The following is a 19006-nucleotide window of genomic DNA, read 5'->3' as shown; positions in this document are numbered from 1 at the left end:
ACCTCAATTCCACGGAGTCTGGTGGCGTTTAAAGTGTGCGGGCATTTTACGGGAAGGTTACATTACTGTAAATATCATTAGGCCTGTGTCAGGAAGGTGTTACCGGGTTCTGCCGCACGTGTCACAAGTGTTGCAAATTATGTCGGTTTTTATGACCGAAGCCGCATGGCATGGGCTTTATAACGAAAGGACCCCCAAGCATACCCTAAAAGGGACAATTGGTATAACCATTGTTGAAAATAAACAAAAAATTAACAATTAATTATCAATAAAAAGACATCTGAAAAACGAAAAATCAAACTCTCGTATGCTGAATCGTTTAATGAAAAATAGCGTTTTGGAATGGGAGCCAATAATTTCCAAATCCTATCCCGCACAAAACAACAAATATTTTTTTTAGTGGCTGGTGGCTATTTCGCCGTTATAATTTCAGTTAGTGATTACAACGGGAAATAACCTTTCGCATTTTTCTTCAGGTCATCTGCGTTTTACGCAACGCCATGAAATCAAGCAGACCTCCGATCAGGATCCCAGCGATAGCCAACAGAGCGCCTGCGTCCAGCAGAAGGGCTTCGAAAGGGAGTGCCAGAGAGGAGCTGGCATTGATAATTAGCACCACAAGCCAGAGTGCCAGAGCAATGCAGCCCGCCATTAACAGACGTAACGCAAAACGGTAGGCGCGGCGATATTCGGTGCGCGGCATAAAATGTTCTGTCCGCTGGGTATATTCCAGCGTCTGGCGGCAGACCAGCAGCAATAAAATTCCCGGCACGGCAGCCACGACCGAGAAGAGATAAAATGTTGGCCAGCCGTGGGCTTCCACGAACCAGCCGGCAATCGGGCCCACGTAAACGCGGCCAACGGCGGAGAGCGCAGAGAGCAGAGCGAACTGCGTGGCGGAAAATGACTTGTTGCACAGCGTCATCAGCAGGGCGACAAACGCCGCTGTCCCCATGCCGCCGCAGAGGTTTTCGAAGAACACCGCCGCGGCCATGCTAATCATATGTTTGTCGGTAATCGACAGCAGCCAGTAGCCTGCGTTAGAGGCGCCCTGAAGGATGCCGAAAATCAGCAGCGCGCGGAACAGCGTCAGGCGCTGCATCAACACGCCGCCATAAAGCGCGCCGACAATGGTCGCAAACAGCCCCAGCGTTTTATTCACTACGCCCACTTCACCGGCGTCAAAACCGACACCCCTGATCAGGAAGGTGGTGGTCAGGCTCATGGCAAAAGCGTCGCCCAGCTTATAAAGAACGATAAGCAGCAGGATCAGCCAGGCGTTGTTGCGGCCAAAGAAGTCGCGTAGCGGTTCGGCGACGGCCTGCTCCAGCGAGCGTGGAACCGGGATGACATCACTCGGTTCGGGCGCTAATAGCGTCGCGACAATGCACGGGATCAGCAGAGCGGCCATCAGCCAGTACATGCCCTGCCAGCCAAGGTAACGGTCTGCCAGCCACAGCGCCAGACCGCCGGAGACCAGCATCCCGAGGCGATAGCCCAGCACGCTAATTGCCGCCCCGGCACCGCGCTCTTCCGCAGGTAACACGTCCGTCTTCCAGGCGTCGAACACGATATCCTGAGAGGCGGAACAGAAGGCAATCACCACCGCAAGCGCCGCCATCCAGCGAAGCTGTGTGGTAGGTTCAAGAAAACCCATCGCCGCAATGGCCAGCAGCAGCAGGATCTGCGTCATCACTAACCAGCCGCGCCGACGCCCCAGGAAAGGCGGCGTATAGCGATCCATGACCGGAGACCACAGGAACTTAAAGACATAGGCCTGGCCCACAAGCGAGAAGAAACCAATGGTTTTAAGATCGATGTTCTCAACCGTCATCCACGCCTGAAGCGTGCCGGAGGTGAGTGCGAGGGGTAAACCCGAGGCGAAGCCGAGGATCAGCAGGATAGCTGATTTCGGTTGCTGGAAAATGCGTAAGTAATGGCTGGACATGTTTTTATAAAACTGACCCGGTGATACACCGGGTCAGCGAGCGGGATTAACGCGCGTTTTGCTTGATGAAGTCGTGAATGCTGGTGTCCTGCGCCATATCGGCGATGGTGTCGGTCAGCACGCTGTTAACGGCGTTAGCGATGTTCTGGTTGGAGGCCTGGAAAGCACCTTCAACAGAGTAGCTGGCGCGGTAGTTTTTGGTCATCTTGTTGCCATTCTTCGCGGTAGCAATGATGGCGATATCCGCTTTGGTCGCGATGTTGTAGCGCACGTTGCCCTGAGACACGTCAGCATACAGGTTGTTCACGATGATCTGCAGATCGACCGCGCCGCTTGGACCAATCATGTAGCCGCGAGCGGTCATCTGTTTCTCCAGCACTTCCTGGAGCAGGAAGCGCAGGTCGCGGGACGCGGTGAGGGTAACCTGCTGGTTATCGCGGGTCACTTTTGCCAGCGCCTGGTCCTGACGCTGATCGGCACCGTTAATGCTTACGGTGACGCCCATCAGGCTTGGGTCCTGCTGAGGCAGGGTGATTTTTGGTGAGACATCAATAGTGGTAGGCGGGGTAGCACAGCCTGCCAGCATAAAAAGGGCTACCAACGGAAAGAAGAGTTTTTTTAACATTTTCGGGTTCTCAACGAATCGTAAGCATATAAAGAGAAAAATTGCCGCCATCATAACATCGCTAACGGCGAGGGGAAGTGGTCAACGCATGTAAATTCATCGCCTTGTCCGAAAACTGACCAGTTCACCGTTTTTCCCAATCCGTGTATGACAAAACGTATGAGTCTCACAGTGAACTTCATTCGTTTGAATGAGAAAATCAGACGAAAGCTAAATATTTGTTGTCAAGGTGTAATGGAAACGGTAAAAGCGGCTAACATTTAAAGGGATGGGTGACATCCTGGCGTTGTCGGAGGAGTAATTTCATGATGATACGTGAGCATATAGAAGATAAATTAAGGGCAGCGTTCAACCCTGTGTTCCTCGAAGTCGTCGACGAAAGCTATCGTCATAACGTACCGGCAGGTTCTGAAAGCCACTTTAAAGTGGTTCTGGTTAGCGATCGCTTCACGGGAGAACGTTTCCTGAATCGACACCGCTTGATCTACAGCACCTTAACGGAAGAACTCTCCACGACCGTGCATGCGCTGGCACTGCATACCTACACCATTAAGGAATGGGAAGGCCTGCAGGATACGGTTTTCGCATCGCCGCCCTGTCGCGGTGCAGGCACTATCGCCTGATAAATCGGATTTGCAACGGCTGGAGCTTTTCCAGTATGTTGCTTACAGATTTCCTCAAAACGGCCCCCGGGCCGTTTTGTTTTGTCTACGTTTTGAGCGAATGGTGCGATTTTAAGGCTAAAAATAGCCTTAAAGTGTGAAAAAAGCCGCAGCAACATGCCCCAACCGTTCTCGACTCACCTAAGTGATGCCGCTATAATGCCGCGTCTTATTGAATGTCTTCGGGATGATTCTGGCGACAGGGAATGTGAATCTGCACTAAGAGAGCATCCCGGTATAACAGACAGATTCAGAGTTGACCGAGCACTGTGATTTTTTTGAGGTAACAAGATGCAAGTTTCAGTTGAAACCACTCAAGGCCTTGGCCGCCGTGTAACGATTACTATCGCTGCTGACAGCATCGAAACTGCTGTGAAAAGCGAGCTGGTCAACGTAGCAAAAAAAGTACGTATTGACGGCTTCCGCAAGGGCAAAGTACCAATGAATGTTGTTGCTCAGCGTTATGGCGCTTCCGTGCGTCAGGATGTGCTGGGTGAACTGATGAGCCGTAACTTTATTGATGCGATCATCAAAGAAAAAATCAATCCGGCCGGCGCGCCGAACTACGTTCCAGGCGAATACAAACTGGGCGAAGACTTCACCTACTCCGTAGAGTTCGAAGTGTACCCGGAAGTCGAGCTGAAAGGTCTGGAATCTATCGAAGTTGAAAAACCAGTTGTTTCCGTGACTGACGAAGACGTTGACGGCATGCTGGATACCCTGCGCAAGCAGCAGGCGAACTGGAAAGAGAAAGAAGGCGCTGTTGACGCTGAAGACCGCGTAACCATCGACTTCACCGGTTCTGTAGACGGCGAAGAGTTCGAAGGCGGTAAAGCGTCTGACTTCGTACTGGCAATGGGCCAGGGTCGTATGATCCCAGGCTTCGAAGACGGTATCAAAGGCCACAAGGCTGGCGAAGAGTTCACCATCGACGTGACCTTCCCGGAAGAGTACCACGCTGAAAACCTGAAGGGTAAAGCAGCGAAGTTCGCTATCAACCTGAAGAAAGTTGAAGAGCGTGAACTGCCAGAGCTGACTGAAGAATTCATCAAGCGTTTCGGCGTGGAAGATGGTTCCGTAGCGGGTCTGCGTACCGAAGTGCGTAAAAACATGGAACGCGAGCTGAACGGTGCTGTGCGCAACCGTGTGAAGTCTCAGGCGATCGAAGGTCTGGTGAAAGCCAACGAAATCGACGTTCCTGCTGCCCTGATCGACAGCGAAATCGACGTTCTGCGCCGTCAGGCTGCACAGCGTTTCGGTGGCAACCAGCAGCAAGCGATGGAACTGCCGCGCGAGCTGTTCGAAGAGCAAGCGAAACGTCGCGTTGTCGTTGGCCTGCTGCTGGGCGAAGTGATTCGTACCCACGAGCTGAAAGCTGACGAAGAGCGTGTGAAAGGCCTGATCGAAGAGATGGCTTCTGCATACGAAGATCCATCAGAAGTGATCGAGTTCTACGGTAAGAACAAAGAGCTGATGGACAACATGCGCAACGTAGCCCTGGAAGAGCAGGCGGTTGAAGCGGTACTGGCGAAAGCGAAAGTGACCGAAAAAGCGACCTCTTTCAACGAACTGATGAACCAGCAGGCGTAATTTCGCCCCAACGGTTTAAAGTTTGAACAGAAAACCCGTTGCCTTGCGGCAGCGGGTTTTTTTTATCGCAGCCAGAGCCCAGGAAGAGTGCTAAAACGCCCTTTCGGTGTTAGCGTAACAACAAAAGGTTGTTATGCTTGAAATAGGGCACTGTAAACCCCATAAGTACGTAATCACGATGAATGAGACTGGCTGATAATCCGTCCGTAAGGTTACAATCAGTACAGCAGGTGTTTTCAATTTTGATCCAGGAGACGGAAATGTCATACAGTGGCGAACGAGATAACTTTGCACCCCATATGGCTCTGGTGCCAATGGTTATTGAACAGACCTCACGTGGTGAGCGTTCTTTTGATATCTATTCCCGTCTGCTCAAGGAACGCGTTATCTTTCTGACCGGCCAGGTGGAAGACCACATGGCTAACCTGATCGTGGCGCAGATGCTGTTTCTGGAAGCGGAAAACCCGGAAAAAGACATTTACCTGTACATCAACTCCCCGGGGGGCGTGATTACAGCAGGGATGTCTATTTATGACACCATGCAATTCATCAAGCCTGATGTAAGCACTATCTGTATGGGTCAGGCTGCATCTATGGGCGCGTTCCTGTTAACCGCAGGGGCGAAGGGTAAGCGTTTCTGCTTGCCAAATTCCCGCGTGATGATTCACCAGCCGCTGGGCGGTTACCAGGGGCAGGCGACGGATATCGAAATCCACGCCCGCGAAATTCTGAAAGTAAAAGCGCGCATGAATGAACTTATGGCGCAGCATACGGGTCAACCACTCGAGCAGATCGAGCGCGATACCGAGCGCGATCGCTTCCTCTCTGCTCCAGAGGCAGTTGAGTACGGCTTAGTCGACTCCGTGTTGACCCATCGTAATTGATGCCCGCGACGCGAGTGTGCCGCTATACTAATGTAGGGCGGCACGCTGCTAACTGCAGCTTGCGTCTTAGAATGGCATTTGCGTCGTCATGTGCGGCACAAAGAACTTAAAAAGAGGTTTGGACTCATGACAGATAAACGCAAAGATGGTTCGGGCAAACTGCTGTACTGCTCTTTTTGCGGCAAAAGCCAGCATGAAGTGCGTAAACTGATTGCCGGGCCGTCCGTGTATATCTGCGACGAATGTGTCGATTTATGTAACGACATCATTCGCGAAGAGATTAAAGAAGTCGCACCGCACCGTGAGCGCAGCGCGCTGCCAACGCCGCATGAAATTCGTCATCACCTTGACGACTACGTCATCGGCCAGGAGCAGGCCAAGAAAGTGCTGGCGGTAGCGGTCTATAACCACTACAAACGCCTGCGTAACGGCGACACCAGCAATGGCGTAGAACTGGGTAAAAGTAACATTCTGCTGATCGGCCCAACCGGTTCCGGTAAAACGCTGCTGGCTGAAACCCTGGCACGCCTGCTTGATGTTCCGTTCACGATGGCTGATGCCACCACCCTGACTGAAGCCGGTTATGTGGGTGAGGACGTCGAAAACATCATCCAGAAACTGCTGCAGAAGTGCGATTACGACGTACAGAAAGCCCAGCGCGGGATTGTTTACATCGATGAGATCGACAAGATCTCCCGTAAATCAGACAACCCGTCCATTACCCGTGACGTATCGGGTGAAGGCGTACAGCAGGCGCTGCTGAAGCTGATCGAAGGTACGGTTGCCGCCGTTCCACCACAGGGTGGTCGTAAACATCCCCAGCAGGAGTTCCTGCAGGTTGATACCTCCAAGATTCTGTTCATCTGTGGCGGTGCGTTTGCCGGTCTGGACAAAGTTATCTCCCACCGTGTTGAAACCGGCTCCGGCATTGGTTTTGGCGCAACGGTGAAATCGACGTCCGAAAAACCGAATGAAGGCGAACTGCTGTCTCAGGTTGAGCCGGAAGATCTGATCAAATTCGGTCTGATCCCTGAATTTATTGGCCGTCTGCCTGTTGTGGCAACGCTGAATGAGCTGAGCGAAGACGCGCTGATCCAGATCCTGAAAGAGCCGAAAAATGCGCTGACCAAGCAGTATCAGGCGCTGTTCAATCTGGAAGGCGTTGATCTGGAATTCCGCGACGAAGCGCTGGATGCCATTGCCAAGAAAGCGATGATCCGTAAAACCGGTGCTCGTGGCCTGCGTTCTATCGTTGAAGCGGCACTGCTCGACACCATGTACGATCTGCCGTCGATGGAAGACGTTGAGAAAGTGGTGATTGATGAGTCCGTTATTAGCGGTCAAACCAAGCCGCTGCTGATTTACGGCAAACCGGAAGCACAGCAGGCATCTGGCGAATAATTCACCAAATCATACAAGCAGTTAATCAAAAAGGGGGGATTTTATCTCCCCTTTACTTTTTCCGTATTCATAGCGTTGAATGTGTGGGAAACATCCCCATATACTGGATACATGTTAATGGTTATGTGAAGCACAGTGACATGACCAGCTTACCTGGCGGACACTAACTAAGAGAGAGCTCTATGAATCCTGAGCGTTCTGAACGCATTGAAATCCCCGTATTGCCGTTGCGCGATGTGGTGGTTTATCCGCACATGGTCATACCCTTATTTGTAGGGCGGGAAAAATCTATCCGTTGCCTCGAAGCCGCTATGGATCATGATAAAAAAATCATGCTGGTGGCGCAGAAAGAAGCATCAACGGATGAGCCGGGTGTAAACGATCTTTTCACCGTCGGGACCGTGGCCTCTATTTTGCAAATGCTGAAGCTGCCTGACGGCACCGTTAAGGTGCTGGTAGAAGGCCTGCAGCGTGCGCGTATTACCACTCTGTCAGACGACGGCGAACACTTCTCTGCGAAGGCAGAGTACCTTGATTCGCCTGAACTTGATGAGCGCGAGCAGGAAGTACTGGTTCGCACCGCGATTAGCCAGTTTGAAGGCTATATCAAGCTGAACAAGAAAATCCCACCAGAAGTGCTGACGTCGCTGAACAGCATCGACGATCCTGCTCGTCTGGCGGACACCATCGCTGCACACATGCCGCTGAAGCTGGCTGACAAACAGTCCGTGCTGGAAATGTCCGACGTTAACGAACGTCTGGAATACCTGATGGCGATGATGGAGTCTGAAATCGATCTGCTGCAGGTTGAGAAGCGCATTCGCAACCGCGTGAAAAAGCAGATGGAGAAATCTCAGCGTGAGTACTATCTGAATGAGCAAATGAAGGCCATTCAGAAAGAACTGGGCGAGATGGACGATGCGCCGGACGAAAACGAAGCGCTGAAGCGTAAGATCGACGCGGCGAAGATGCCGAAAGAGGCAAAAGAAAAAGCCGAAGCAGAACTGCAGAAGCTGAAAATGATGTCTCCAATGTCGGCTGAAGCGACCGTTGTACGCGGCTACATTGAGTGGATGGTGCAGGTTCCGTGGAACGCCCGCAGCAAGGTCAAAAAAGACCTGCGTCAGGCGCAGGAAATTCTGGATACCGACCACTACGGCCTGGAACGCGTGAAAGACCGCATTCTTGAGTACCTTGCGGTACAAAGCCGTGTAAACAAAATCAAAGGCCCAATTCTGTGTCTGGTTGGACCGCCGGGTGTGGGTAAAACCTCTCTGGGCCAGTCCATCGCCAAAGCGACCGGACGTAAATATATCCGTATGGCGCTGGGTGGCGTACGCGATGAAGCGGAAATCCGCGGTCACCGCCGTACCTACATCGGTTCTATGCCGGGTAAACTGATCCAGAAGATGGCGAAAGTGGGAGTTAAAAACCCGCTGTTCCTGCTCGATGAGATCGACAAGATGTCGTCGGACATGCGTGGCGACCCGGCGTCTGCCCTGCTGGAAGTGCTTGATCCAGAACAGAACGTGGCGTTCAGCGATCATTACCTGGAAGTGGACTACGACCTGAGCGACGTGATGTTCGTGGCGACCTCCAACTCCATGAACATTCCGGCCCCGCTGCTGGACCGTATGGAAGTGATCCGTCTCTCCGGTTATACCGAAGACGAGAAGCTGAACATTGCTAAGCAGCACCTGCTGCCGAAACAGATTGAGCGTAACGCCCTGAAAGCCAACGAGCTGACCGTTGAGGACAGCGCGATTATCGGCATCATTCGCTACTACACCCGTGAAGCGGGCGTGCGTAGTCTTGAGCGTGAAATCTCTAAACTGTGCCGCAAAGCGGTGAAACAGCTGCTGCTGGATAAGAGCCTGAAACACATTGTGATTAACGGCGACAATCTGCATGCGTACCTGGGCGTTCAGCGCTTCGACTACGGTCGCGCGGACAACGAAAACCGCGTTGGTCAGGTGACTGGCCTGGCATGGACGGAAGTGGGGGGCGATCTGCTGACCATCGAAACCGCCTGTGTGCCAGGTAAAGGCAAACTGACCTACACCGGCTCGCTGGGTGAAGTGATGCAGGAGTCTATTCAGGCGGCGCTGACCGTGGTGCGCGCGCGTGCGGAGAAACTGGGTATCAACCCTGATTTCTACGAAAAACGCGACATCCACGTGCACGTACCTGAAGGGGCGACGCCGAAAGATGGTCCAAGCGCGGGTATTGCCATGTGTACCGCTCTGGTTTCCTGCCTGACAGGTAACCCGGTGCGTGCTGATGTGGCAATGACCGGTGAAATCACGCTGCGTGGTCAGGTTCTGCCGATTGGTGGTTTAAAAGAAAAACTGCTGGCGGCGCACCGCGGTGGGATCAAAACCGTATTGATCCCTTACGAAAATAAACGCGATCTGGAAGACATTCCGGACAACGTGATTGCCGATCTGCAGATTCATCCTGTGAAGCGAATTGAGGAAGTTCTTAGTCTCGCACTGCAGAATGAACCCTCCGGAATGCAGGTTGTAACCGCAAAATAGTGACCTCGCGCAAAGAGCGTCAATAAAAACAAGGCTGGAAAGTCATTTCGCACTTGCCAGCCTTTTTTTGTATAGCTAATTTAGATTGCTGATTAGGTCCGCCATCAACAACGGGTGTTGTAAGGTCATGGCAGGCCTGATATAACTGCTGCGCGGTCGCGTTGTGAAGGATTCAGGCGCGATATAAATTATAAAGAGAGGAAGAGAACAGTGAATAAATCTCAACTGATTGACAAAATTGCTGCTGGTGCTGATATTTCTAAAGCTGCAGCTGGACGTGCGTTAGATGCCTTAATTGCTTCTGTTACTGAATCTCTGCAGGCTGGGGACGACGTTGCACTGGTAGGCTTCGGTACTTTTGCTGTTAAAGAGCGTGCTGCCCGTACTGGCCGCAACCCTCAGACCGGTAAAGAGATCACCATTGCTGCTGCTAAAGTGCCGGGTTTCCGTGCAGGTAAAGCGCTGAAAGACGCAGTAAACTGATTGCTTTCCCGTTTCAGGGAAGCCGGAAAGTACAAGGGCGCATCATTTGATGTGCCTTTTTTGTTTGTCCAGACCTGATTTGTGCGAGTTTATGCGAGTTGTGGGCTGACAATCGCCCCGTTTTCTTGTCACAATACGCCTTCACGCGCGACGGGCAGGATTTTCCGTCAGCGTCAGGTAACCAGTCACCTACAGCGGAGTGTTGTTACACCATGATGGACAGCTTACGCACGGCTGCTAACAGTCTCGTGCTCAAGATTATTTTCGGTATCATTATCGTGTCGTTCATATTGACCGGCGTGAGCAGTTACCTTATTGGCGGTGGCGCAAACTACGCCGCAAAAGTGAATGGCCAGGAAATCAGCCGTGGTCAGTTCGAGAATGCTTTTGCCGGTGAACGTAACCGTATGCAGCAACAGCTGGGCGACCAATTCTCTGAACTGGCGGCGAACGAGGGGTACATGAAGACCCTGCGCCAACAGACACTGAACCGTCTTATCGACGAAGCGCTGCTCGATCAGTATGCCAAAAAACTGGGCCTCGGCATCAGTGATGAGCAGGTGAAAAAAGCCATCTTCGCCACCCAGGCCTTCCAGTCTAACGGTAAATTCGACAACGCGCGTTACAACAGTATCGTCAACCAGATGGGGATGACGGCCGATCAGTACGCTCAGGCGCTGCGTAACCAGCTGACCACCCAGCAGCTCATCAATGCTGTCGTGGGCACCGATTTCATGCTCAAAGGTGAAACGGACGAACTGGCCGCGCTGGTTGCACAGCAGCGTGTTGTACGCGAAGCAACCATTGATGTGAACGCCCTGGCGGCGAAACAGCAGGTGAGCGACGCTGACGTTAACGCCTGGTACGAACAGAACAAGAATTCCTTTGTTTCTCCAGAGCAGTTCCGCGTGAGCTACATCAAGCTGGATGCAGCCGCGCTGCAGGAAACTGCATCTGATGCAGAAATCCAGTCTTACTACGATCAGCATCAGGATCAGTTTACTCAGCCGCAGCGTAACCGCTACAGCGTGATTCAGACGAAGACCGAGGCTGATGCTAAAGCGGTACTGGAAGAGCTGAACAAAGGCGCTGATTTCGCGACCGTTGCGAAAGCGAAATCCACCGACATTATCTCTGCGAAAAACGGCGGTGATATGGGCTGGCTGGAAGACGCGACTACTCCGGATGAGCTGAAAAATGCCGGTCTGAAAGAGAAAGGCCAGCTTTCAGGCGTCATTAAGTCTTCCGTTGGTTTCCTGGTCGTGCGTCTGGACGACATCACCGCGGCGAAAACCAAGCCGCTGGCTGACGTTCGCGATGATATCGCGGCGAAAGTGAAACAGGAAAAAGCGCTGGATGCCTACTACGCGCTGCAGCAGAAGGTGAGCGATGCTGCCAGCAACGACAACGAATCTCTGGCGGGTGCCGAGCAGGCGGCGGGTGTGAAGGCGGTTGAGACGGGCTGGTTTGGTCGTGACAACCTGCCGGAAGAGCTGAACTTCAAACCGGTTTCTGATGCCATCTTCAACGGTGGTCTGGTGGGCGAGAACGGCACGCCGGGTAGTAACTCTGACATCATTACCGTCGACGGCGATCGTGCGTTTGTGTTGCGCGTCAGCGAGCACAAGCCAGAAGCGGTCAAACCGCTGGCGGAAGTGAAGGATCAGGTTGTCGCTCAGGTTAAGCACAACAAAGCGGAACAGCAGGCGAAACTGGATGCTGAGAAGATTCTGTCTGAGCTGAAAGCGGGTAAAGAAGACGCGCTGAAAGCGGCTGGCCTGAGCTTCGGTGAAGCGAAAACGCTGAGCCGTACCGGCCAGGATCCAATCAGCCAGGCCGCATTTGGTCTGACTCTACCTGCGAAGGACAAGCCAAGCTTCGGTACAACCACCGATACGCAGGGTAACGTCGTTCTGCTGGCGCTGGATGAAGTGAAAGCCGGCACCCTGCCAGAAGCGCAGAAGAAAGCGATGGTTCAGGGGATTACCCAGAACAATGCCCAGATTGCCTTCGAAGCCATGATGAGCAACCTGCGTAAAGAAGCCAAAATTAAGCTGGGTGATGTGATGACTCAGCAGCAGTAATTACGCGTCTGCTCGCAGATTTTCGTAACGCTCTGCAAAAACTAAAGGCCGCTTTCGCGGCCTTTTCCATTTCTGCAATCTGCTGTTTGTGCCGGTTTTAACTGGCGGCTATCGTGACGTGGCTGTCAACAAACAAGGAGATAACAGCATGAAATGTGGAATCAAAGCACTGTTAATTACGCTGGCTATTGCCACCACCGGGATGAGCGCGGGCGCGATGGCGTCGGCCCCCGCCGCCAAAACACAAACTGCGCAGAGCAAGTCCGACGCGGCAGCGCCGGTGCAAGGGCAAACCAAAGCGACAGACGCCGGTAAAAATGCGGATGATGACGGTACGCGGGTCAGTATCAATTCGGCCTCAGCGGAAGATCTCGCCCGTGCAATGAATGGCGTGGGCATGAAAAAAGCGCAGGCCATCGTCAGCTACCGCGAAGAGTATGGTCCTTTCAAAACGATCGACGATCTCAAACAGGTGCCGGGCATGGGCAGCGCGCTGGTTGAGCGCAACCTCTCACACCTGACGTTGTAATTACGCAATTTCTTGCACTGTGGCAAAATTTTGCCAGGATAAAGAGGTCATACCAGTTATGACCTCTCATCCTACAATAACAGTAAAGGCTATTGCGCTATGCAGACAAAAATCAAAGTACGCGGTTTTCACCTCGACGTTTACCAGCATGTAAACAATGCCCGCTACCTGGAATTTCTTGAGGAAGCGCGCTGGGACGGGCTGGAAAACAGCGAAAGCTTTCAGTGGCTGACCGCACACAACATCGCGTTCGTGGTCGTCAATATCAACATCAACTATCGCCGGCCGGCCGTGCTGGGTGATGTGCTCACGGTGACCAGCCAGGTGCAGCAGATCAACGGCAAAAGCGGAGTGTTAAGCCAGGTGGTGACGCTCGATCCTGAAGGGCAGGTGGTGGCTGATGCGCTGATTACTTTTGTCTGTATCGATCTGAAAACGCAGAAAGCACTGCCGCTGGAAGGGGCGTTGCGGGAAAAGCTGGAGTTGATGATCGCCTAGAAAGTTTGTCTTTTATAAAAGACAAAAGGGTTTTTCAGGGATAGAATAATGGACAGGGACTACGTTGTTGAACGTTACCGGACCCGTGACGGGAAAGTACCGTTTGAGGAGTGGGTAGCCAGAATGAATCGAAAGGATCCGGATATGGTTTTCCGGATCCTTATGCGGATTAACCGTGCGATAAAACGTAATTTTGGCGATTACAGGTATCTCAGGGAAGGTGTGTGGGAGATGCGAGTCGACAGTGGCCCCGGCTACAGAATCTATTTTTCAGTAGAGAATCGGCAGGATTTATTGTTACTGATCGGTGGTGACAAAAAGAGCCAAAAAGCAGATATCAAACTGGCAATAGATTACTGGAAAGATCATCAAACAAAAGGACATTCCAATGAGCGCCGCTGAACGAAAATATTCGAGCTCCGTTAGCCACCATGATGCTGTTGTGAAAATGTTGCGAGAGAATCCTTCCTACGCTCAGCGTTATCTGCAAACAGCCCTGGAAGAGATCTATGAAGACCAGGGGATCCCTGCTTATCTCATTGCACTCCGTCAGGTCATCGAAGCGCGAGGCGGTATCGGAGAAATTTCTACCAAAGCAGGTCTGTCCCGTCAGCAGCTATACCGAACCTTATCTGACAACGGCAACCCAACGCTGACAACGCTGATGAAAGTCACCCGTGCTGCCGGTGTGAAACTGTTCGACAGCACGGTCAAGTAATCTTATTTAAGCCCGGTCTTTTTCTGCATCGCGGCCATCACGCCGACTTTATCGGCAAGATAGTGGTTCAGCCCGTTAGCGCGAAGATTACAGGCCGCGCACTGGCCGCAACCGTCACCTTTGATGCCGTTATAGCAGGTGAGGGTTTCGCTGCGAACCAGGTCCAGCTTGCCCCAGTAGTCCGCCAGCGCCCAGGTTTCTGCTTTATCCAGCCACATCAGCGGGGTTTCAAAGCGCGTCTCTTTCGCCATCCCCAAATTGACGGCGTGGTTTAACGCCTTCACGAACTCATCACGACAGTCCGGGTAGCCGGAGAAGTCGGTCTCGCACACGCCCGTGATCACCGCTTCGGCTTTTACCTGATAGGCGTAAATCGACGTCAGGGTCAGGAAGAGGATATTACGGCCCGGCACGAAGGTATTCGGAATGCCGCTGGCATCGGGTTCATAGTCTGGTACAGGAATACTGTCCCGCGTGAGGCTACTCACGGCAAGTTCATTTAACAGCGTAACGTCCAGCACCTTGTGCGCGCGTGCGCCCAGTTTCAGGGCCAGTTCACGGGCAACGTCGATTTCAGCGCGGTGACGCTGACCATAATCGAAAGTGACACAGTGAACTTCATCGTACTGATGAAGGGCCTGGACCAGGCAGGTAGTAGAGTCTTGTCCTCCGCTGAACACGACGACGGCACGTTTCATAAATCATCTCGACTGTTACGGTAAAAGCGTTATGTTACCGTCTGACCACGACGGCGACCAGCTTCTTCACGATTTAGGGGCGGGCAGCCAGGCTTCGGTAAAATCGAACCAGCCGCGGGTGTTGAGGCGTATACCATTCACGCCAGGCGGAGCACTGATTTGGTATTGATAATTAAAAAGTGGCGTCAGCACCGCATTCTCCATTAACCGGTTGAAGATGGTTTGTAGCCCCGCGTGTCTATCCCGAGCCTCGACCTGAGTCTGTACCGCATCCAGCGTGGCTTGCAGATGGGCGTAAGCCGGTGCGCTAAGAACATGCGGCCAGAGGGCATCGCAGCGCAGCCACTGTTCCAGCGTATATTCCGGCGCTTCGCCAATCAGCCTGTCGCCCATCATGATGTCTGCATCGGCAAGCTCCGGGCATCCGTCCCACGTCTTGGCATCGTGAAAGATGACGGTCAGTTCACACCCTTGTAGCGCCAGGTATGCCTTCAACTGGCTGGCCATCGTGTGGAGCTCAACAGGGAGATGGTAAACCAGCGTCAATGCTTCAGGGAGAGTTACGCCCGATAAATCAGGCCATTCGGGGATGGTCCAGCCGGGAAGGAGCTCCTGGGTTGGCGTGATGAGCCCTTCGTTTAGTGGAAGCGTGTGAAGAAGCCTGGAGAGATGAATGATATTGATGAGCCGCTTTGCCTGGAGCTCATTCAGGCGTGCGCTCTGCTTTAGCGTAAGATAACAGAATCCCAGGCTGGTGCTGCTGCTGACCAGCCGCAGACTTTCCAGCTCGTCGGCCTCGCCGATCGCGATTTGCACCGGGTGACGACAGCTGGTACCCAGCCTGTAATCAAAAAGCTGGGGTGTGATCCAATATTCGATGGCTTTGAGCAGCGGATGACTCAGGTGATACTGCTCATGGCTTTCCAGACGAACCAGGTCGGGCTCAAAGGCAACCAGCCGAAAGGGGCCTGAGCCAACCGAAGGATGGTCGGGATGCGCCAGACGGCTACAGTAGGTTGCCAGCCTGTGCGGTAGCCAGTAGTCAGGTTGATGCAGCGTAAACGTCAGACACTGTGGATGCGTTGTCTCGATATATAAGACGCTCTGTAACAGGGTGCGCAGGGCGGGGATCGTCAACAGCGTTGTCAGACTTCGCTGGAGTTGCGCCGTTTCTATTTTATCGCCGTTATGCCAGTGCAGGGTGGAGCGAATGTAGAAATGCCAGCGCAGGCCGTCAGCAGATACATCCCAGTGATGCGCCAGATCGCCCGTGGGTTCACTGCTGTTACCGTTAAAACGCGTCAAGCCTGAGAACACCTGTCCCGCCAGATGCTGCTCTGCCCGGCCCGGTAAAAAACCCGGCTGAAGCTGCTCCAGCGAGCGATAGTAGGGGATGCGCAGCGTCGGCGTATCGTTTTGCCACTGCCCGCCCAAAAAAGGATGCAGTAATGACCGCAGCGCTTCAGGGGCAAGCTGGGCCAGTTCCAGTGCGTTATGCTGCTGCCCGCTTTTCAGCGCCTCCTCCATCATCGTATTGCGCAATGATTCTGGGGCAACATGAAACGTCAACTCACCGCGCTTACCGCGGCCAGACTGCGCTCGCCAGCTGAGCCATCCCGCCTCCTGGGCCTGACGCAGCAGCGTTCGCACATGCCGCTCGCTACAAAAACAGCGGGCAGCCAGCTCGCTGATGGTGACCTGTTGCGTTGCACCCAGGGAAGGCTGCCAGAGGCGGTGATACTGGTTGAGTCGATTGAGCTGGCGCATAAGAAACCCGGAACAATAATTTTCATCTATTCACTATTACTTCCGTATATCTCACACGATACTGATGCACAAGTTAACCGCATCACATTTCGGGAGTAATCATGGCTCGGCTCGCTGCATTTGATATGGACGGTACGCTGTTAATGCCGGATCACCGTTTAGGGGGAAAAACCCTGAACACGCTGAAGCGCCTGCACGAGCGTAATGTCACCCTGACGTTTGCCACCGGGCGTCATGTGCTGGAGATGCGCCATTTGCTGGGCGCGTTTTCCCTCGATGCCTTTCTGATCACCGGCAACGGGACGCGAATTCACTCCGTGGAAGGCGATGTGCTGCACCGACAGGATCTCAACCCGGAAGTGGCGGACATCGTGCTGCACAGCACCTGGGACACGCAGGCCAGCGTCCACGTCTTTAACGATCGCGGCTGGTTTACCGGAAGCGAAATCCCGGAATTATTGCACGCGCATGTTTACAGCGGCTTTAAATACCAGCTTATCGATCTGCGTCGGATCCCAGCCCATGCGGTCACTAAGATCTGCTTCTGCGGCGATCATGACGATCTGTGCCGCTTACGGATTCAACTGAATGAGGCGCTGGGCGACCGGGCGCACCTGACCTTCTCGGCGGTGGATTGTCTGGAAGTGCTGCCGGTGGGCTGTAACAAAGGCTCCGCTCTGGCGGTACTCAGCGACCACCTGGGCTTAACGCTGCAGGAGTGTATGGCGTTTGGTGACGCCATGAACGACCGCGAAATGCTGGGCAGCGTAGGTCGCGGTCTGATTATGGGGAATGCGATGGCGCAGCTGAAAGCAGAACTTCCCCATCTGCCGGTTATCGGCCACTGCCGCAATGAAGCAGTGTCCCATTTTTTGACGCATTGGCTGGACAACAACAACCTCCCGTATTCCCCCGAATAGTGAGACCCTTCCAGCAAGCCAGACTTCGGTCTGGCTTTTTTTATTTCACCAGTTCTGCAATCTGCGCTTTCCACGGGGCGATTTCGCCGATGTTGGCCTGCACCCACTCCGCATTGTAGTAAGTTTCAAGGTAACGCTCGCCGCTGTCGCACAGCAGCGTGACGATGGAACCGGTGCGGCCCTCTTCGCGCATGCGTGCGGCAAGCTGCAGTGCTCCCCACATATTGGTGCCCGTCGATGCGCCCACTTTGCGTCCCAGCTGCCCTTCCAGCCAATGCGCCGTTGCCACGCTTGCAGCATCCGGCACGCGCATCATCTCATCCACAACGTCGGGGATGAAAGAGGGCTCCACGCGCGGGCGGCCAATCCCTTCAATTTTACTGCCCACCGGGCTGCGCAGGCTGGCATCGCGGTTTTGCCAGTAGTCGAGAAACACGGAGTTCTGCGGGTCAACCACCATCAGCTGGGTATCGTAGCCCTGACAGCGGATGTAGCGTCCGATCGTGGCTGACGTGCCGCCGGTACCGGCGCTCATGACAATGTACGACGGAACCGGATGCGGTTCGTGGGTCATCTGGCGGAAAATACTGTCGGCAATGTTGTTATTGCCGCGCCAGTCCGTTGCGCGCTCGGCGAAGGTGAACTGGTCCATATAGTGGCCGTTCAGCTCGCGGGCCAGCATTTCGGAGGCGGCATAGATTTCGCAGGCGCTTTCCACAAAGTGGCAGCGACCGCCGTAAAATTCGATCTGTTCGATTTTGCGTTTTGCGGTGCAGGACGGCATCACCGCGATAAACGGCAGGCCCAGTAGGCGGGCAAAATAGGCTTCGGACACCGCCGTTGAACCTGATGAAGATTCAATGATAGTCGTGCCTTCTTTAATCCAGCCGTTACATAAACCGTATAAAAACAGCGAGCGCGCCAGGCGATGCTTCAGGCTGCCGGTGGGATGGGTGCTTTCATCTTTCAGATAGAGCTGAATGCCGTCAAATCCCGGCAGGGAAAGGCGAATCAGGTGCGTATCCGCCGAGCGCTGATAGTCGGCATTGATTTCGCTGATCGCATGTTTAACCCAGGTGCTATTCATCATCGTTATCCGTTTGTCATTTTGTGCCTAGGATAGCGAAAAGCACAGAAAAAATTGTTGCTATCTGGCCTTTAAAATAGAATGAAGGGAGAAAAATTTTCTCTGCGAGGTGGGTATGCTAGATAAAATTGACCGCAAGCTCCTTTCATTGCTGCAAAATGACTGTACCCTCTCTTTGCAGGCGCTGGCAGATGCCGTTAATCTGACCACCACCCCGTGCTGGAAGCGCCTTAAGAAGCTGGAAGATGACGGCATTCTTCTGGGGCGCGTCGCGCTGTTAGATCCCGAAAAGCTGGGGCTTGGATTGACGGCATTTGTGCTGATAAAAACCCAGCATCACAGCAGCGAGTGGTATTGCCGCTTCGTTACTCAGGTGTCTGAGATGCCTGAAGTGCTCGGTTTCTGGCGTATGGCCGGAGAGTACGATTACCTGATGCGCGTCCAGGTGGCCGACATGAAGCGCTATGATGATTTCTACAAGCGGCTGGTGAACAGCGTACCGGGTTTGTCGGACGTCACCTCAAGCTTCGCCATGGAACAGATTAAATACACCACAGCGTTACCTATTGAATAAC

The 19006-nt window shown here is 53.3% G+C and carries 18 protein-coding genes; 13 read left to right on the top strand and 5 right to left on the bottom strand.

What is annotated here, in order from left to right:
• Positions 1-472 precede the first annotated feature (472 nt).
• The gene (gene ampG / locus RVY89_RS14215) at positions 473-1948 is read right to left on the bottom strand and encodes a muropeptide MFS transporter AmpG (protein WP_484825681.1); all 1476 of its coding nucleotides are present in this window, start codon (positions 1946-1948) and stop codon (positions 473-475) included.
• 46 nt (positions 1949-1994) lie between these two features.
• Positions 1995-2573 carry a lipoprotein gene (locus RVY89_RS14210; RefSeq protein ID WP_023310568.1) on the bottom strand — a complete coding sequence of 193 codons (579 nt, stop codon included), beginning with the start codon at positions 2571-2573 and terminating at the stop codon, positions 1995-1997.
• 305 nt (positions 2574-2878) lie between these two features.
• Here RVY89_RS14210 and bolA point away from each other — a divergent pair, with 305 nt between their 5' ends.
• From bolA to RVY89_RS14155, 11 genes are all read left to right on the top strand, one after another.
• Positions 2879-3196 carry a transcriptional regulator BolA gene (gene bolA, locus RVY89_RS14205; protein WP_021241655.1) on the top strand — a complete coding sequence of 106 codons (318 nt, stop codon included), beginning with the start codon at positions 2879-2881 and terminating at the stop codon, positions 3194-3196.
• Positions 3197-3526: 330 nt separating this feature from the next.
• Positions 3527-4825 carry a trigger factor gene (gene tig, locus RVY89_RS14200; RefSeq protein ID WP_023310569.1) on the top strand — a complete coding sequence of 433 codons (1299 nt, stop codon included), beginning with the start codon at positions 3527-3529 and terminating at the stop codon, positions 4823-4825.
• A gap of 260 nt (positions 4826-5085) precedes the next feature.
• Positions 5086-5709 (top strand): ATP-dependent Clp endopeptidase proteolytic subunit ClpP, encoded by a 624-nt coding sequence (clpP, locus tag RVY89_RS14195; RefSeq protein WP_010428105.1) that lies wholly within the window; start codon positions 5086-5088, stop codon positions 5707-5709.
• Positions 5710-5835: 126 nt separating this feature from the next.
• Positions 5836-7110: an ATP-dependent protease ATP-binding subunit ClpX gene (clpX, locus tag RVY89_RS14190; RefSeq protein ID WP_024906819.1), complete on the top strand. Its 1275-nt coding sequence runs from the start codon at positions 5836-5838 to the stop codon at positions 7108-7110.
• A gap of 182 nt (positions 7111-7292) precedes the next feature.
• Positions 7293-9647 carry an endopeptidase La gene (gene lon, locus RVY89_RS14185; RefSeq protein WP_459920442.1) on the top strand — a complete coding sequence of 785 codons (2355 nt, stop codon included), beginning with the start codon at positions 7293-7295 and terminating at the stop codon, positions 9645-9647.
• A 210-nt stretch (positions 9648-9857) separates the two neighbouring features.
• Complete coding sequence (gene hupB, locus RVY89_RS14180) at positions 9858-10130, top strand: nucleoid-associated protein HU-beta (RefSeq protein ID WP_002444653.1); 273 nt, start codon at positions 9858-9860, stop codon at positions 10128-10130.
• A 212-nt stretch (positions 10131-10342) separates the two neighbouring features.
• Positions 10343-12214 carry a peptidylprolyl isomerase gene (ppiD, locus tag RVY89_RS14175; protein ID WP_484825680.1) on the top strand — a complete coding sequence of 624 codons (1872 nt, stop codon included), beginning with the start codon at positions 10343-10345 and terminating at the stop codon, positions 12212-12214.
• A gap of 148 nt (positions 12215-12362) precedes the next feature.
• Positions 12363-12743, top strand: coding sequence for a helix-hairpin-helix domain-containing protein (locus RVY89_RS14170; RefSeq protein WP_484825679.1), 381 nt, complete (start codon positions 12363-12365; stop codon positions 12741-12743).
• A gap of 99 nt (positions 12744-12842) precedes the next feature.
• Positions 12843-13241: a YbgC/FadM family acyl-CoA thioesterase gene (locus tag RVY89_RS14165; protein WP_484825678.1), complete on the top strand. Its 399-nt coding sequence runs from the start codon at positions 12843-12845 to the stop codon at positions 13239-13241.
• Positions 13242-13289: 48 nt separating this feature from the next.
• Positions 13290-13643, top strand: a complete 354-nt coding sequence (locus tag RVY89_RS14160; protein WP_484825677.1) for a type II toxin-antitoxin system RelE/ParE family toxin — start codon at positions 13290-13292, stop codon at positions 13641-13643.
• The gene (locus RVY89_RS14155; protein ID WP_050511259.1) at positions 13630-13959 is read left to right on the top strand and encodes an addiction module antidote protein; all 330 of its coding nucleotides are present in this window, start codon (positions 13630-13632) and stop codon (positions 13957-13959) included. The genes RVY89_RS14160 and RVY89_RS14155 overlap by 14 nt, the downstream gene beginning before the upstream one ends.
• Before the next feature lie 2 nt (positions 13960-13961).
• Here the strand turns inward: RVY89_RS14155 and queC are convergent, their stop codons facing one another.
• Both queC and RVY89_RS14145 read right to left on the bottom strand, forming a co-directional pair.
• Positions 13962-14657, bottom strand: coding sequence for a 7-cyano-7-deazaguanine synthase QueC (gene queC, locus RVY89_RS14150; RefSeq protein ID WP_032641982.1), 696 nt, complete (start codon positions 14655-14657; stop codon positions 13962-13964).
• Between the two features lie 66 nt (positions 14658-14723).
• Positions 14724-16424, bottom strand: a complete 1701-nt coding sequence (locus RVY89_RS14145; RefSeq protein WP_484825676.1) for an SgrR family transcriptional regulator — start codon at positions 16422-16424, stop codon at positions 14724-14726.
• A gap of 101 nt (positions 16425-16525) precedes the next feature.
• Between RVY89_RS14145 and cof the strand changes: the two genes are divergently transcribed.
• A complete protein-coding gene (gene cof, locus RVY89_RS14140) occupies positions 16526-17344 on the top strand; it encodes an HMP-PP phosphatase (protein WP_484825675.1) in 819 nt (272 codons plus the stop codon).
• A gap of 40 nt (positions 17345-17384) precedes the next feature.
• Here cof and RVY89_RS14135 read toward each other — a convergent pair whose 3' ends face one another.
• Positions 17385-18434, bottom strand: coding sequence for a PLP-dependent cysteine synthase family protein (locus RVY89_RS14135; protein WP_484825674.1), 1050 nt, complete (start codon positions 18432-18434; stop codon positions 17385-17387).
• A gap of 112 nt (positions 18435-18546) precedes the next feature.
• Here RVY89_RS14135 and RVY89_RS14130 point away from each other — a divergent pair, with 112 nt between their 5' ends.
• On the top strand, positions 18547-19005 hold the full coding sequence (locus RVY89_RS14130) for an Lrp/AsnC family transcriptional regulator (protein WP_023310581.1): 459 nt from the start codon (positions 18547-18549) through the stop codon (positions 19003-19005).
• Position 19006 lies beyond the last annotated feature (1 nt).

It is taken from the genome of Enterobacter sp. 3U4 (genome assembly GCF_057224565.1).
This window is presented reverse-complemented; position numbering and strand designations above follow the sequence as displayed.

Excerpts from the sequence above, each read along its gene's own strand:
- ampG (WP_484825681.1), bottom strand. The coding sequence starts at position 1,948 with ATGTCCAGCCATTACTTACGCATTTTCCAGCAACCGAAATCAGCTATC.
- RVY89_RS14210 (WP_023310568.1), bottom strand. The coding sequence starts at position 2,573 with ATGTTAAAAAAACTCTTCTTTCCGTTGGTAGCCCTTTTTATGCTGGCA.
- bolA (WP_021241655.1), top strand. The coding sequence starts at position 2,879 with ATGATGATACGTGAGCATATAGAAGATAAATTAAGGGCAGCGTTCAAC.
- tig (WP_023310569.1), top strand. The coding sequence starts at position 3,527 with ATGCAAGTTTCAGTTGAAACCACTCAAGGCCTTGGCCGCCGTGTAACG.
- clpP (WP_010428105.1), top strand. The coding sequence starts at position 5,086 with ATGTCATACAGTGGCGAACGAGATAACTTTGCACCCCATATGGCTCTG.
- clpX (WP_024906819.1), top strand. The coding sequence starts at position 5,836 with ATGACAGATAAACGCAAAGATGGTTCGGGCAAACTGCTGTACTGCTCT.
- lon (WP_459920442.1), top strand. The coding sequence starts at position 7,293 with ATGAATCCTGAGCGTTCTGAACGCATTGAAATCCCCGTATTGCCGTTG.
- ppiD (WP_484825680.1), top strand. The coding sequence starts at position 10,343 with ATGATGGACAGCTTACGCACGGCTGCTAACAGTCTCGTGCTCAAGATT.
- RVY89_RS14170 (WP_484825679.1), top strand. The coding sequence starts at position 12,363 with ATGAAATGTGGAATCAAAGCACTGTTAATTACGCTGGCTATTGCCACC.
- RVY89_RS14165 (WP_484825678.1), top strand. The coding sequence starts at position 12,843 with ATGCAGACAAAAATCAAAGTACGCGGTTTTCACCTCGACGTTTACCAG.
- RVY89_RS14160 (WP_484825677.1), top strand. The coding sequence starts at position 13,290 with ATGGACAGGGACTACGTTGTTGAACGTTACCGGACCCGTGACGGGAAA.
- RVY89_RS14155 (WP_050511259.1), top strand. The coding sequence starts at position 13,630 with ATGAGCGCCGCTGAACGAAAATATTCGAGCTCCGTTAGCCACCATGAT.
- queC (WP_032641982.1), bottom strand. The coding sequence starts at position 14,657 with ATGAAACGTGCCGTCGTCGTGTTCAGCGGAGGACAAGACTCTACTACC.
- RVY89_RS14145 (WP_484825676.1), bottom strand. The coding sequence starts at position 16,424 with ATGCGCCAGCTCAATCGACTCAACCAGTATCACCGCCTCTGGCAGCCT.
- cof (WP_484825675.1), top strand. The coding sequence starts at position 16,526 with ATGGCTCGGCTCGCTGCATTTGATATGGACGGTACGCTGTTAATGCCG.
- RVY89_RS14135 (WP_484825674.1), bottom strand. The coding sequence starts at position 18,434 with ATGATGAATAGCACCTGGGTTAAACATGCGATCAGCGAAATCAATGCC.
- RVY89_RS14130 (WP_023310581.1), top strand. The coding sequence starts at position 18,547 with ATGCTAGATAAAATTGACCGCAAGCTCCTTTCATTGCTGCAAAATGAC.